The 12,387-nt window shown below is 69.1% G+C and carries 12 protein-coding genes; 10 read left to right on the forward strand and 2 right to left on the reverse strand.

What is annotated here, in order from left to right:
• Nucleotides 1-37 precede the first annotated feature (37 nt).
• The 8 genes from QZT59_RS00745 (at nt 38) to QZT59_RS00780 (ending at nt 8,713) form a co-directional block, all read left to right on the forward strand.
• Nucleotides 38-1,255 carry an MFS transporter gene (locus tag QZT59_RS00745; RefSeq protein ID WP_290810060.1) on the forward strand — a complete coding sequence of 406 codons (1,218 nt, stop codon included), beginning with the start codon at nt 38-40 and terminating at the stop codon, nt 1,253-1,255.
• A 114-nt stretch (nt 1,256-1,369) separates the two neighbouring features.
• The gene (locus tag QZT59_RS00750; protein WP_290810062.1) at nt 1,370-3,016 is read left to right on the forward strand and encodes an HTTM domain-containing protein; all 1,647 of its coding nucleotides are present in this window, start codon (nt 1,370-1,372) and stop codon (nt 3,014-3,016) included.
• 109 nt (nt 3,017-3,125) lie between these two features.
• Entirely contained in the window at nt 3,126-4,220 is a 1,095-nt protein-coding gene (locus QZT59_RS00755) for a glycosyl transferase family 2 (RefSeq protein ID WP_290810064.1), read from the forward strand.
• 302 nt (nt 4,221-4,522) lie between these two features.
• The gene (locus tag QZT59_RS00760; RefSeq protein WP_290810066.1) at nt 4,523-4,990 is read left to right on the forward strand and encodes a hypothetical protein; all 468 of its coding nucleotides are present in this window, start codon (nt 4,523-4,525) and stop codon (nt 4,988-4,990) included.
• 4 nt (nt 4,991-4,994) lie between these two features.
• A complete protein-coding gene (locus tag QZT59_RS00765) occupies nt 4,995-5,582 on the forward strand; it encodes a CoA pyrophosphatase (RefSeq protein ID WP_290810068.1) in 588 nt (195 codons plus the stop codon).
• 199 nt (nt 5,583-5,781) lie between these two features.
• The gene (locus QZT59_RS00770; protein WP_290810070.1) at nt 5,782-6,582 is read left to right on the forward strand and encodes a luciferase; all 801 of its coding nucleotides are present in this window, start codon (nt 5,782-5,784) and stop codon (nt 6,580-6,582) included.
• Nucleotides 6,583-6,749: 167 nt separating this feature from the next.
• Entirely contained in the window at nt 6,750-7,514 is a 765-nt protein-coding gene (locus QZT59_RS00775) for a creatininase family protein (RefSeq protein ID WP_290810072.1), read from the forward strand.
• On the forward strand, nt 7,511-8,713 hold the full coding sequence (locus QZT59_RS00780; protein WP_290810074.1) for an FAD-binding oxidoreductase: 1,203 nt from the start codon (nt 7,511-7,513) through the stop codon (nt 8,711-8,713). Before QZT59_RS00775 ends, QZT59_RS00780 begins: the two co-directional genes overlap by 4 nt.
• Nucleotides 8,714-8,830: 117 nt before the next feature.
• Here the strand turns inward: QZT59_RS00780 and QZT59_RS00785 are convergent, their stop codons facing one another.
• Nucleotides 8,831-9,277: an Hsp20/alpha crystallin family protein gene (locus QZT59_RS00785; protein ID WP_290810076.1), complete on the reverse strand. Its 447-nt coding sequence runs from the start codon at nt 9,275-9,277 to the stop codon at nt 8,831-8,833.
• A gap of 459 nt (nt 9,278-9,736) precedes the next feature.
• Nucleotides 9,737-9,895: a hypothetical protein gene (locus tag QZT59_RS00790; RefSeq protein WP_290810078.1), complete on the reverse strand. Its 159-nt coding sequence runs from the start codon at nt 9,893-9,895 to the stop codon at nt 9,737-9,739.
• Between the two features lie 141 nt (nt 9,896-10,036).
• Between QZT59_RS00790 and QZT59_RS00795 the strand changes: the two genes are divergently transcribed.
• Together QZT59_RS00795 and QZT59_RS00800 are read left to right on the forward strand one after the other, a co-directional pair.
• Complete coding sequence (locus tag QZT59_RS00795; protein ID WP_290810080.1) at nt 10,037-11,785, forward strand: radical SAM protein; 1,749 nt, start codon at nt 10,037-10,039, stop codon at nt 11,783-11,785.
• 165 nt (nt 11,786-11,950) lie between these two features.
• Entirely contained in the window at nt 11,951-12,352 is a 402-nt protein-coding gene (locus QZT59_RS00800; RefSeq protein ID WP_290810152.1) for a TRAM domain-containing protein, read from the forward strand.
• The last annotated feature ends 35 nt before the right edge of the window (nt 12,353-12,387 follow it).

Raw genomic sequence — 12,387 nt, forward strand, 5'->3', positions numbered from 1 at the left:
CGAAACCTTTGATTCGGTCGGCCCCCACCGCCGAGACGTGACCAACGCGCGACGGGGACGGATCGGGACGCGGACGGGCGTGTTCGGTACGCTCTGCGGGCTGGTGTTCCTGGTGAACTTCGGCCGGGTGGTGTACGCGCCGCTGCTGGAGCCGTTTCGGACGACGTTCGGCGCGAGCGCGGGCGCCGTCGGGCTGCTGGCGACGCTCGTGTGGATCGGCAGCGCCGCGCCGCGGTTCCCGACCGGCTACCTGCTGACGAAGTACCCCCGACACCGGATCGTGCTCGCCTCCGGGCTCGTCCTCGCCGCCTCCTCGGCGGTCGCGGCCGCAGCGCCGACGCTACGGGCGCTGTACGTCGCGACGGTGCTGGTCGGCGTCGGCAGCGGCGTCTACTACGTCTCCGCCCACCCCCTGATCGGGCAGCTGTATCCGTCGCGGGTCGGGCGGGCGATCGGGATCCACGGCACCGCCAGCCAGATCGCCGCCGTCGTGGCCCCGGGAATCGTCGCCGTCGTGCTGGCGGTCGCGATCTGGCCGGTCGCGCCGTGGCGGGTCGTGTTCCTGTTACTGGCCGCGGTCGCGCTCGGTTCGTCCGTCCTGTTCTGGCTCGCGGCAAAGCGCACCGACCTGGAGGCCTCCACCCCGCTGGACCTCGAGCTGCGGGCGGCGTTTCGGTCCCAGTGGCGATTGATCCTGACCGGAATCGCCGTGATAGGGCTCGCCGGGATGGTCTGGATCGGCGTCTTCAACTTCTACGTCACGTACCTGATCGAGACGAAGGGGTTCGGCGGCGGCCGATCGCGGACCGTCCTGACGGTGGTGTTCGCGGCCGGCGTCCCCGCGTTCTGGTTCGGCGGCCGCCTCGCCGACCGCCTGTCGTTCGTCCCCCTCTTGCTCGCCGTCCTCGGGACGTACGTCGCCTCGCTACTCGCCCTGGTCGTCGTCGAGGGCTTCGCGGCCGTACTGATCGTCTCCGCGGTGCTCGGCTTCGTGATCCACTGTCTCTTCCCCGTGACGGACACGTACCTGCTCACCTCGCTCCCGGAGCGGTACCGAGGCAGCGGCTACGCCGTCTTCAGCGGGACGATGATGCCGATACAGGCGGTCGGGAGCGTGCTCGTCGGGGGATTGGTCGACGCCGGCTTCGGTTACGATCGAGTGTTCGTCGGACTGGCCCTGGCAGTCGCCGCGCTCACCGCCTGCCTGGCCGTCCTCGCCGCGGTCGGTCGACTTCCCGCCGGCACGAACGGATGATCGACGCGACGCGAGAGAACGACCGAACCGGCTGGTGTCGTGCTAATCAATCGTCCGACGAGCGGTGAAGAACACCACAATGAATATACCACGGCCGGTGACGTACATATACAGATGGAGTCTCCCCTCCGATCGGCCCTGTGGAGACGCGCGCCGCCTCCGGTGCGCCAGCGGATCGTCGCTGCCAAGAGCTCCCGGGGCTGGCGGGCGTTCCTGAACCTCGCCGATTGCGTCCGCGTCGACACGCGGTCGCTGGCCGTCTTTCGCATCGTCGTCGCGCTGCTCATCCTCGCCGACCTCCTCCTGCGGTCGCGAAACTTCTCGTTCTACTACACCGACGACGGCGTCGTCCCGCAGTCGCTCGCGATGGTCCACGCGGGCGAAAACGCCTTCTCCGTCTACTACTGGACGTCGGACCCGACGCTGATCGCGGCGCTGTTCGTCGTCCAGGCGCTGTTCGCGATCCAGCTCCTGGTGGGCTACAAAACCCGGATCGCGATGGCCGTCTCGTTCCTGCTCGTCGTCTCGCTCGATCACCACAATCCGCTGGTGTTGAGCTACGCCGACACGCTCTTCCGGCTCCTGCTGTTCTGGGCGATCTTCCTGCCCCTCGGGGAGCGGTGGTCGATCGACGCCCTCCACCGTGATCGCGCACCCAGGTGGACGTTCGTGGGGGCAGCCTCCGCGCTCGCGCTCGCCCAGATGGTCACCATGTACGCCCAGAACGGCTACCACAAGTACAACGACGACTCGGAGCTCTGGCAGAGCGGCGGCGCGACGCCGAAGATCTTCGGCCTCGACGAGATGACGTTCCTGCTGGGCGATTACTTCCGGCACATTCCGACGATGCTGGAGTACGGTGGACTCACCTGGTACTACATGCTCATCGCGTCTCCGCTGCTCATCCTCCTGTGGGGACGTCCCCGGATGTTGCTGACGTTCATGTTCGTCGGCGGCCACGCGTCGTTCGCGCTCACCGTCCGGATCGGCGCGTTCGCCTACGTGGCTATCGCCGGACTGATCCTCTTCCTCCAGCCGCAATTCTGGCGCGACGCAGCCACCCTGGTGCGGGCGGCGAACCTGCAGGACCACGTCGAGACCGCAGGGAACGGCGTTGAACGCGTCGGCCGACGGATCGCGTCCGTCCTTCCTTCGGTAGTGTTCGATTCGTCCCGCCAGCAACTGGCGAGAGCGATCGGATACAAAGCCGCCATCGTGATCGTCGCCGGCTCGATGGTACTGCTCACCCTCTCGGCGGGGGTTCAGTTCGCGGGCGTCGCGGACGACTCCGTCGGACCGACGGACGAGATTCAGGAGTACCAGGACCGCTTCGGCGTCGAGCAGCCGGAGTGGAGCATCTTCGCGCCAACGCCGCGAACCACCGATCGCTACTACGTCTTCCCCGCGCGAACGGCCGACGGCGAGATGTACGACGTCTTCAACGACCGCGAGTTGACGTACGACCGCCCGTACGACGAACTCCAGAAGCAACACGACGCCTACCGCGAGCGGTTCTACATGAACAGCATCCGCCGCGCCGGCGACGACGGGGCCGCCCCGGAGTACCTCGTCGAACACATCTGCGAGACGTGGGCCGACGAGCGCGGGGTGGAGTTGACGCAGGTGAACGTCTACGAGGTGATCGAACGGATCGATCGGGACTCGATCGACGATCCCGACGAACGCGAGCGTCACTACTTCCTGCGATCGATGCACGGGTGCGACGGGCACGAGCCGGAAGACTTCGCGCCGCCCGACTGATCCCCCGCTCGCCGAACGCCTCCTCGACCGGGGCTCGTCCGACCGGCCGGAGTCGGCAGCCGTCGACGGAGTCGTGTCCCTTTTGACGGTCGACTCCAATCGACCACCGATGGAGTACGTACAGGAACGGATCGCCACGCTCCACGACCTCACCGACGCGGGGCCGCCCGCGGCGGCAGACGCGTTCGCGGAGACGGCGGTCGTCGTTCCGATGACCGACCGCGAGCACGCGAGCCTCGCGGCCGAGCGGGTCCTCTCGGCGCTCGAGGCCGTCGATCCGGCGGCGGTGTACGTCCCCGTCAGGGCGCCCCCCGACCGGATCGAGCCGTTCCGACGGTGGGTGAGGTCGTTCGACCTCTCGCTGCGGGTCGTGTGGTGTAACGCGCCCGCCGTCGAGCGGCTGCTCGCCGACGCCGGGCTCGACGGCGGCTTCGGGAAGGGGCGGGACGTCTGGCTCGCGCTCGGCCCCGCGGCCGAGACGTGTTCGCGGATCGTCGTCCACGACGCGGACGCGAGCAGCTACGAGGCCGGCCACGTCGCCAGGTTGCTGGCGCCGCTCTCGATGGGCTACGAGTTCTCGAAGGGCTACTACGCCCGCGTGGAGAACGACCGGCTGTACGGGCGCCTCTGCCGGTTGTTCTACGAGCCGCTCGTGCGAGCGCTCGATGAGACCCGCCGCGAGCCGATCGTCTCCTACCTCGGGGCGTTCCGGTACGCCCTCGCCGGCGAGTTCGCGATGACGGCCCGACTGGCGAGGCGAATACGGGCGCCGCGATCGTGGGGCCTGGAAGTCGGAACGCTCGGCGACGCGTTCGCCCAAGCGGGGTTCGCGGGCACCGCACAGGTCGACCTCGGACGCCACGAACACGACCACCGCGCGGTGGCGGGCGAGACGGGCCTCGAGGGAATGAGTCGCGAGGTCGCCGCCACGCTCTTTCACGTGCTGGTCGACCACGGCCTCCGGATCGAGTACGACCGCCTGGCCGATCGGTACCGGGCGGCCGGGCGAGAGCTCGTCGAGCAGTACCGCGCCGACGCGACGTTCAACGACCTCACGTACGACGCCGCGAGCGAGCGCGAGCAGGTCGACCGGTACGCGAGCGCGATCGCTCCGCCCGGCGAGGATCGGCGGCTCCCGGCCTGGGACGCGATCGACCTGGATCCCGGATCCGTCCTCTCGGCCGCCTCGGCGCGACCGGAGTGATCGGGCGGAGTCGGTGACGAGCCCTTCCCCCGGAACCGTTCGATAGCGACCGCGTGCCAGACGCGCACCCAGGGGACGATGAGCCGCGGGGACGCGTCCGACACTCGGGGGACGTTGGGCCGAGAGGACGCGTCCGACACTCAGGAGACGTGGGGCAGCGGGGACGCGTCCGACGCTTCGTAACCAGCGATCCGTCGCAGCGACGTCGGCGACCGTCGCGCGTTTGCGACGGCCTCGGATCACTCGCCCGCGACCGAAACCACGTCGGAACACCTAATCGTCATCCACCCCAAACCACGGCCATGGACGCGACGTCGGACGAGCTGGCCGGCGTGGTCGACCTCTTCGGCGGTCTCCGCCGCGAGGAGCTCGAGCGCGCGCTGGGAGAGCTCGCCGCTCGGACCGACGGAGCGACGGTCGAGGAGCGCGCCGTCGACGACGCCCTCGCACGAGCGGTCGACGGGTTCGCGCTCGTCGATCTCGAGATCGACGGCGAGGCGGTCTACGTGCCCGGACCGACGGCGTTTCCGGAACTCCCCGACCACGGCGAGGACCTGCCCCACATCATGGACGTCCCGAAGAGATCGTTCGACCGCGAGACGCTCGGCGGGCGAGTTGCCGACCGCTTCGCGGCGTCCGTCGAGCGGGCCGTCGCGGCGGACGATCGCGAGCGCGCCCGCGAGCTCATCGACGTGAGCTACGACGCGGAGGCGTGGGGACCGGTGGAACTGGCGGACGAACGATCGCGGCTCGACGACCTGCTCGGGTGAGCCGATGACCCGACTGCACCTCGATCCCGTCTCGCACCACGACCCCGAGGTGATCGACGACCAGCCGAACGACGCCGCCGTCCTCGCCCCGGTGATCGAGCGAAACGGCGCGCACGCGCTGCTCTTCACCAAGCGCGCGGATCACCTGGGAGAACACCCGGGCCAGATGAGCTTCCCGGGCGGCGGCGCCGAACCCGAGGACGAGACGCTCCGCGCGACGGCGCTGCGGGAGGCCAGCGAGGAGATCGATCTCGATCCGAGCGAGGCCGACGTCGTCGGCCGGCTCGACGACATCCGCACCATCACCGAGTACGCGGTGACGCCGTTCGTCGCGCGCGTCCCCGATCGCACGTACGAACCCGACGACCGCGAGGTCGCCGAGATCGCCGTCCTCCCGGTCGCAGACCTGCTCGAGCCGAGCAACTACGAGTACGAGACGCGCTCGCACCCCTACTACGGCGAGGTCGTGATCCACTACTTCCACGTGAACGGCTACACCGTCTGGGGGGCGACGGGACGGATCCTGGTCCAGTTGCTCGAACTGACCACGCCGTTCCAGCCGCCGGTTCGACTGGACCGGTCGGAGTACTGAGTCGCGGCGGGAACGCGTCGAAGCCAGCGAGCCGACCCGACGTCCCTTCGCGAACCCGACGACCCCGTCAGGCGAACGGAGCCACGAACGTCACCCTTTTGTATACCGGGGGACTCGTGACAGTTACATGGTCTCGCAGACGATGGATCGAGTTCCGCACCGTTTCTAGCCACACCGTCGTCGCGCGAGGTGATCTCAAATGTTAACCGACAGCGACCTCTCCGCCAGCGACCGCCCCGTCTCGCGCGCCGACCTCGACGGCATCGCCCTCAAGCCGACCGAGTGCGACGTCGCCGCGATCGCCGACCTCCCGGTCGACACCGTCGCGATCGACTACGAGGGTCGCGAGCACGTCCCCGCCCGGGACGTCCTCGCCGACCTCGCCTCCCGGGCGACGCTCCGAGTGACGACGCCCGTACGGGCGGACGGCTTCGACCCGCTCGGAGACGACTCGCTCGCCGAGGACATCCCCGCGGACGTCGGCCGCGTGCTCGTCGCCGGCCACCCCGCGTACCTGACGAGCGGCGAGCGAAAGCGAGCCGTCGCGCCCAGACTCGGCGCCGCGCTCGAGGCGGCGCCCGACGCCTGGGTCGGCACCGAGAGCGTCGAACGCATCGCGATGGCGACCGGCGCCACCCAGTTCGAACTGCTGTCGGGACGTACCGAACGGGAGCTCAGGGCGCTGCGCGCGGCCGGTTTCGACGCCGATATCGCCGTCTACGCCCCAGCCGTCCTCACCGACGACCACGACGCGATCCTCGACGCCGTGGGCGGATACGTCGCCCGACGCCGGCCGGTCGCCGACGCGCTCCCCGAGGGGGCGGCCACGGACGCGACGGCACAGGGAACCGCCAGGACGACCCTGCTCGCGGCCGCCGAGGACTACGCGCTCGTCGGGAGTGCGGAGACCGTTCGGGAACGAGTCGGCGCACTGCGCGAGGCCGGGGCGACGGCGGTCGTCGGCTATCCGGCGGCGGGCCTGGGCGACTTTCTGGGCTAACCGTCGCCGGGCCTAGACGGCTTTCTGGGTCAACTGTCGCCGGGCCTAGACGGCTTTCTGGGTCAACTGTCGCCGGGCCTAGACGGCTTTCTGGGTCAACTGTCGCCGGCTCGCCTTCCAATCGCGGACCACCTACACGTAAGTAGATCCCGGCCACAGTGCCAGCCATGACGCAGCTCGCCAACCTGACGACCGAGACGGCCGCTGACGCGCTCGAGACGACCGAGGTAGCGGTGGTGCCGACCGGGAGCACCGAACAACACGGACCGGCGCTCCCGCTCGGGATGGACCACTTCGCGGCCGAGGCGTTCGCTCGATCGACCGCCGATCGCGAGGATACGGTCGTCCTGCCGACGATCCCCGTCGGCGTCAGTCCGCACCACATGCAGTTCGACGGGAGTCTCACCGTCTCGCCGGAGACGTTCGAGGCCTACGTCCGCGAGACGATCGGGAGCCTCGCCGAACACGGCGTGCGGAAAGCCGTCGTCGTGAACGGTCACGGCGGCAACGCCGGGGCGCTCCGGCGGGCCGCGCGGGATTTGCGGGACGCCCGGACGGCGTTCGCGCCGACCTGGAACTGGTGGGACGCGGTCGACGACCTGGCCGAGGAACTGTTCGAGGAGGTCGGCGGCCACGCCGACGCGGCCGAGTCGAGTCTCGTCTGGTACCTCCACGAGGAGCTGGTCGACCCGGACGCGCTCGCCGACGCCGAAACGCGCGGGAGCGACGCCTGGGGCCGATCGGTTCACGGAGCCAGCGTCGGGTTCGACACGATCGACTTCACCGACAGCGGCGCGGTCGGGAAGCCGACCCAGGCCGATCCGGCGAAGGGCGAGCGTCTGTTCGAACGGGGCCGCGAGGAGCTCGACGCGCTCGTCGAGTGGCTGGCGGCGCGCCCGGTGGCCGACTGCTGGCCGCGAGCGCACCGATGACGGGCGACGAGCCGACGGTGGATGGGGAACCGGAGCTGGCCGTCGGTGCGGACGCGTTCGTTGACGCGGGCGCGGGACTGAATGTGGCGGTGATCGGCGCGGGCGCGATCGGCGCGACCACCGCCTACGACCTCGCGCGCCGCGGCGCCGAGGTGACGCTGTACGACCGGGGATCGGTGGCCAGCGGCTCGACCGGGCGGGCGGCGGGCGTCTGCTACGACGCGTTCGCCGGCGAGCTGGACGCCGAGATCGGCCGGGAAGCGATCGAGCGACTCAGGCGGTTCTCGGGCGACGACACGTTCCCGTTCGTCGAATGCCCGTACGTCTGGCTCGCCCGGGAGGGCGACGACCGCCGCGCGGAACGGATCCGCGAGGACGTCGTCGAGATGCAGCGAATCGGCGTCGTCGCCGCCGAGATGGAGCCGAACGCGCTGGCCGACCGCTTTCCCACCCTGCGGACCGACGACGTCGCCGCCGCGGGCATCGCGGGCGCGGCCGGCTACACCGAACCCGCGCGGTACGCGGCCTGCCTCGCCGCGGCGGCGAACGGAGCGGGCGCGACGCTCCGCCCGGAGACGCCCGTCGACGTGCGCGTCGATCCGCCGATGATCGTCGAACGCGACGGCGGGGAGCGTCGCGAGGTCGACGCCGTCGTCGTCACCGCCGGCGCGCACACGAAGGCGCTGCTGGCCGACGCGGGGATCGATATCGCGATGAAACCCTACCGCGTGCAAGCCCTCGTCGCCGACGCCGCGTACGACGAGCCGATGTGCTTCGACGCGACCGCCGACTGCTACGTCCGACCGCACCCCGACGGGCTCCTCGCCGGCGACGGGACCGAACGGGTCGAAGCCGACCCGGACGACTGGAAGCGCGCCGCGAACGACGGATTCGCGGCGGACCTTCGGGAGGCCGTCGTCCACCGGTTCCCCTCGCTCTCGCCGACCGTCGATCGCGAGTGGGCCGGGTTGTGCACCGCGACGCCCGACCGAGACCCGCTCGTCGGGGAGGTGGCCGACGGCGTCTTCGTCGCGACAGGGTTCCAGGGTCACGGCTTCATGCGAGCGCCCGCGATCGGCGACCGGCTGGCCGAACAGGTCGTCGGGGGCGACGGGATCGCGGCGTTCGATCCGACGAGGTTCGACGGCGACGAACCGTTCGAGATCGAGGCGGGGATGACGATCGATCCGGACGGGTGATCGTCGGTCCGGACGAGTACGGATCGGAGAAACGGACAAGCGACGGTCCGACCGGAGTCGGACGTTCAACTGCGGAACGGCATCGAATCGATATGCGTCGGCGGAGCGGTCGGCGGACTAGTCGTCGATCGGGATCTCTTCCGCTTCCGATTCGGGTTCGTCGCCGTTCGATTCGTCGATCGGCGCCGACGACTCCTTCGGAATTTCGATCTTGACGGTGCCGACCTCGCTGAGCCGCGCCGTCGCCGCCTCCGGGTCGACGATGGCGTCGGCCGGGAGCTCCACCGCCCCGTCGAGCTCCGTGCTCCGTCCGGGAAACCGCATCTCGAATCCATCGTAGTACGCGCGAAAGCGATCGATGCGAATTTTGACGCGTCCGTTCAGGTACCTGATCTCGAGGTCGTCCGGTTCCGTTCCCGGCGTGTCGAAGATCACCAGATACGCCGAACCGTTCTCGAGGACGTCCGCGGGCACCGGCTTTGTCTTCTGGATGTGTCCGTTCGTCCGCCCGAGACCTCTGAAGAGACGCCGGCCGACCGCGTCGCGGACGCCGCGGAAGCTCACGGGGCGGCACCTCGATTCCGGGCCGGAGGGGAGGCCACGGGGCGCGGTCGAGAAAGTACGTACGCCATTCTAAAACAGGATACGACGAGGTCGTTCATATCTCTTTTGACCGGTAAAAATAATCGTCGGACGGAGGTCCGACGGCCGAACCTATTCGGCCCGCACGCACGCCGAGACGACCATCTCCCGAAAGTTCTCAAGCGATCTATGGGGAACGAACGACGGGATCCCGGTACGGGTAGTCCGCAACTCCCCCCGAAGCACGTAGCCGCCCGCCAGCCCACGGTCGGTTCGTGCGAAGAGATCGGTTAGCCTCACATCGGACGGCGTGAACGGCTGGTCGATGACCGCAAGGGCCGCACGGGGCGGCCAATCGGTCACCGCACGGACCGCGCGAACGGCAGGTCGGTCACCGCGCGGGCCGCACCGAGGGCCCTTGTGCCTCGACGCCCGGGTTCCTCAGAGCTCGATCGGCTCGAGACAGTCGGTCCCCCCACAGACCGGACAGGTGAGGTCCTCGACGCCGTGATCTTCCGGCACGTCGTACGTGTAATGGTTTTCGAACATGTCCAGGTAGCAGTCGTCGTCGGTGCATTCGAGCTCTTCGGTCGGTGGCATGGGCATGAGGAAGCGACCGGGCGCCTTGAACGCTGGGGCACCGGAAGGGCGTACCGAACGACGATCGCGGGCGCGATCGGTGCGGGAGTTCGACGGGATCGGTCAGTCAGGGTTTTCAGCGTCGGGCGGCTACGAGCGAGCATGAGAGACCCCGAATCGCTATCGGTGACCCTCGTCGACGGCTACGTCGACGAGCCCGCCCACTTCGGGGTTCCGCCGTACCTCTCGACGTACCCGCGGTACACGGCCGGCGCCCTGGTCGACGCGGGTGTCCCGCCGGAGCGGATCACCTACCACACGATCGACGCGCTGCGCGAGGAACCCGGTCGGTGGCGGGACGTCGACGAGGCCGACCTCCTGATCTACCTCGGAGGGATGACCGTCCCGGGAAAGTACGTCGGCGGGACGCCCGCGGAGCCCGACGAAGTACGAAAGCTCGCCTGGACGGCGAGCGGGACGTCGCTGATGGGCGGTCCGGTCAAGTTCGGCGTCGGGGACGAGAACGCCGGGGCGATCGAGACCGAGCGTCAGGACCTGGACTTCGACTTCGTGGCGAAGGGCGACGTCGAGGCGGCCGCCTTCGATCTCGTCGAGAGCGGCCTCGAGGGGTTCGGCGACCGAATGCGAGACGTCCCCGAAGTGACCCGGTGGGCCCGGAGGGGCGCGTTCGTCGTCGAACAGCATCCGAACCACCCCGAGTACCTGATCTGCGAACTCGAGACCTCGCGGGGGTGTGCCTACCGCTGTTCGTTCTGCACCGAGCCGCTGTACGGCAACCCGTCCTTCCGGCCGCCCGAGAGCGTCGTCGACGAGGTCGACGCGCTCGCCGACCGCGGCGTGGCTCACTTTCGACTCGGCCGCCAAGCCGACATCCTCGCCTACGGCGGCGACGGCGAGGCGCCCAATCCGGACGCCCTCCGGGAGCTGTACGGCGGCATCCGCGAGGTCGCACCCGACCTGGAGACGCTCCACCTCGACAACATGAATCCGGTCACGATCGCGAAGTGGCCGGAGGCGGCGCGTGAGGGGATTCGAATCATCGCTGCGCACAACACGGCCGGAGACACCGCCGCGTTCGGCCTCGAATCGGCCGATCCGGTCGTCCAGGAAGCGAACAGCCTCGCCGTCTCCACCGAGGAGTGTCTCGAGGCCGTCCGAATCGTCAACGAGGAGGGCGGCTGGCGACCCGGCGAGGACCGCGAGGACGCCCCGACGTTCGGTCGATCGGCCGCGAACCGGCTTCCGAAGCTACTGCCCGGGATCAACCTCGTCCACGGACTGAACGGCGAGCGCCGCGAGACTTTCGAGCACAACAAGGCGTTCCTCGAGCGCGTCTACGACGAGGGGCTGATGCTCCGGCGGATCAACATCCGACAGGTGATGGCCTTCGCCGGCACCGAGATGTCGGACACGGGGGCCGAGATCGCTCGCGACCACAAGAAGCTGTTCAAACGGTACAAGCGGGAGGTCCGCGAAGAAATCGACAATCCGATGCTCGAGCGGGTCGCGCCGCCGGTGACCGTGCTCCCGAACGTTCACCTCGAGTACCACCAGGACGGCAAAACCTTCGGCCGCCAGCTCGGCACCTACGCGCTGCTCGTGGCGGTGCCCGGCGAGCGCGAACTCGGCCGGACGATCGACGTCGCCGTCGTCGACCACGGATACCGGTCGGTCACCGGCGTCCCGTACCCGCTCGACGTGAACGAGGCCTCGATCGACGAGCTCACGGCGGTGCCAGGCATCGGGACGTCCCGCGCGGGGGACATCGTCGTCGACCGACCCTACGAGTCGGTCGCCGAAGTCGACGTGGAGCCGTCGGCTGACCTCGACCTCGCCGCGATCGCGACGGCACGGCGAGCCGCCGACCCGCCCTCGAAACCGTCCCGATGACCGGGACCCGGCGAGACGCCGACCCGCCCTCGAACTCGCGACGTCTCACGGATCGACGGAGGTGAAGACCCGACCGCGATCTCGTCGCGAAAACGGGTGGAGATCCGGATCGTGTCGGTAGTTCTATTATGGTTCGGCCGCATGCAGGGAATTGAGGGTCTGACTGTGGAAATATCTGAGAAATTGCTGTGTCTGTTCAGCACGAACGTCACCGAAGAGGAGGACCGGTACGTCATCGAGGTGCCCCGACGCGAAGTCGAGACCGGCGACATCGACCCCGGAAACATCTATCGGGTCGCACTCATCGCACGCGAGGAGACGGAGTCCTCGAACGACTCCGCGGGCCGGAGCACGCGGCCGTCGGAGCCCCAGCCGCCGGTCGAGGTCGGCGAAACCCGGTACGTCGAGATCGAAGACATCGGCAAACAGGGTGACGGCATCGCCCGCGTCGAACGCGGCTACGTGATCATCGTCCCGGGCGCCGAAGTCGGCGAACGGGTAAAGATCGAAGTCAGCGAGGTCAAGTCGAACTTCGCGGTCGGCGAGATCATCGAAGAGACCTTCTGAGATCGGGTTCGGTCGACGGATCCGGTCGCCCGACG

Source organism: Halovivax sp. (assembly GCA_007119345.1).
GTDB lineage: Archaea > Halobacteriota > Halobacteria > Halobacteriales > Natrialbaceae > Halovivax.

Excerpts from the sequence above, each read along its gene's own strand:
- QZT59_RS00750 (WP_290810062.1), top strand. The coding sequence starts at position 1,370 with ATGGAGTCTCCCCTCCGATCGGCCCTGTGGAGACGCGCGCCGCCTCCG.
- QZT59_RS00755 (WP_290810064.1), top strand. The coding sequence starts at position 3,126 with ATGGAGTACGTACAGGAACGGATCGCCACGCTCCACGACCTCACCGAC.
- QZT59_RS00760 (WP_290810066.1), top strand. The coding sequence starts at position 4,523 with ATGGACGCGACGTCGGACGAGCTGGCCGGCGTGGTCGACCTCTTCGGC.
- QZT59_RS00765 (WP_290810068.1), top strand. The coding sequence starts at position 4,995 with ATGACCCGACTGCACCTCGATCCCGTCTCGCACCACGACCCCGAGGTG.
- QZT59_RS00770 (WP_290810070.1), top strand. The coding sequence starts at position 5,782 with ATGTTAACCGACAGCGACCTCTCCGCCAGCGACCGCCCCGTCTCGCGC.
- QZT59_RS00775 (WP_290810072.1), top strand. The coding sequence starts at position 6,750 with ATGACGCAGCTCGCCAACCTGACGACCGAGACGGCCGCTGACGCGCTC.
- QZT59_RS00780 (WP_290810074.1), top strand. The coding sequence starts at position 7,511 with ATGACGGGCGACGAGCCGACGGTGGATGGGGAACCGGAGCTGGCCGTC.
- QZT59_RS00790 (WP_290810078.1), bottom strand. The coding sequence starts at position 9,895 with ATGCCACCGACCGAAGAGCTCGAATGCACCGACGACGACTGCTACCTG.
- QZT59_RS00795 (WP_290810080.1), top strand. The coding sequence starts at position 10,037 with ATGAGAGACCCCGAATCGCTATCGGTGACCCTCGTCGACGGCTACGTC.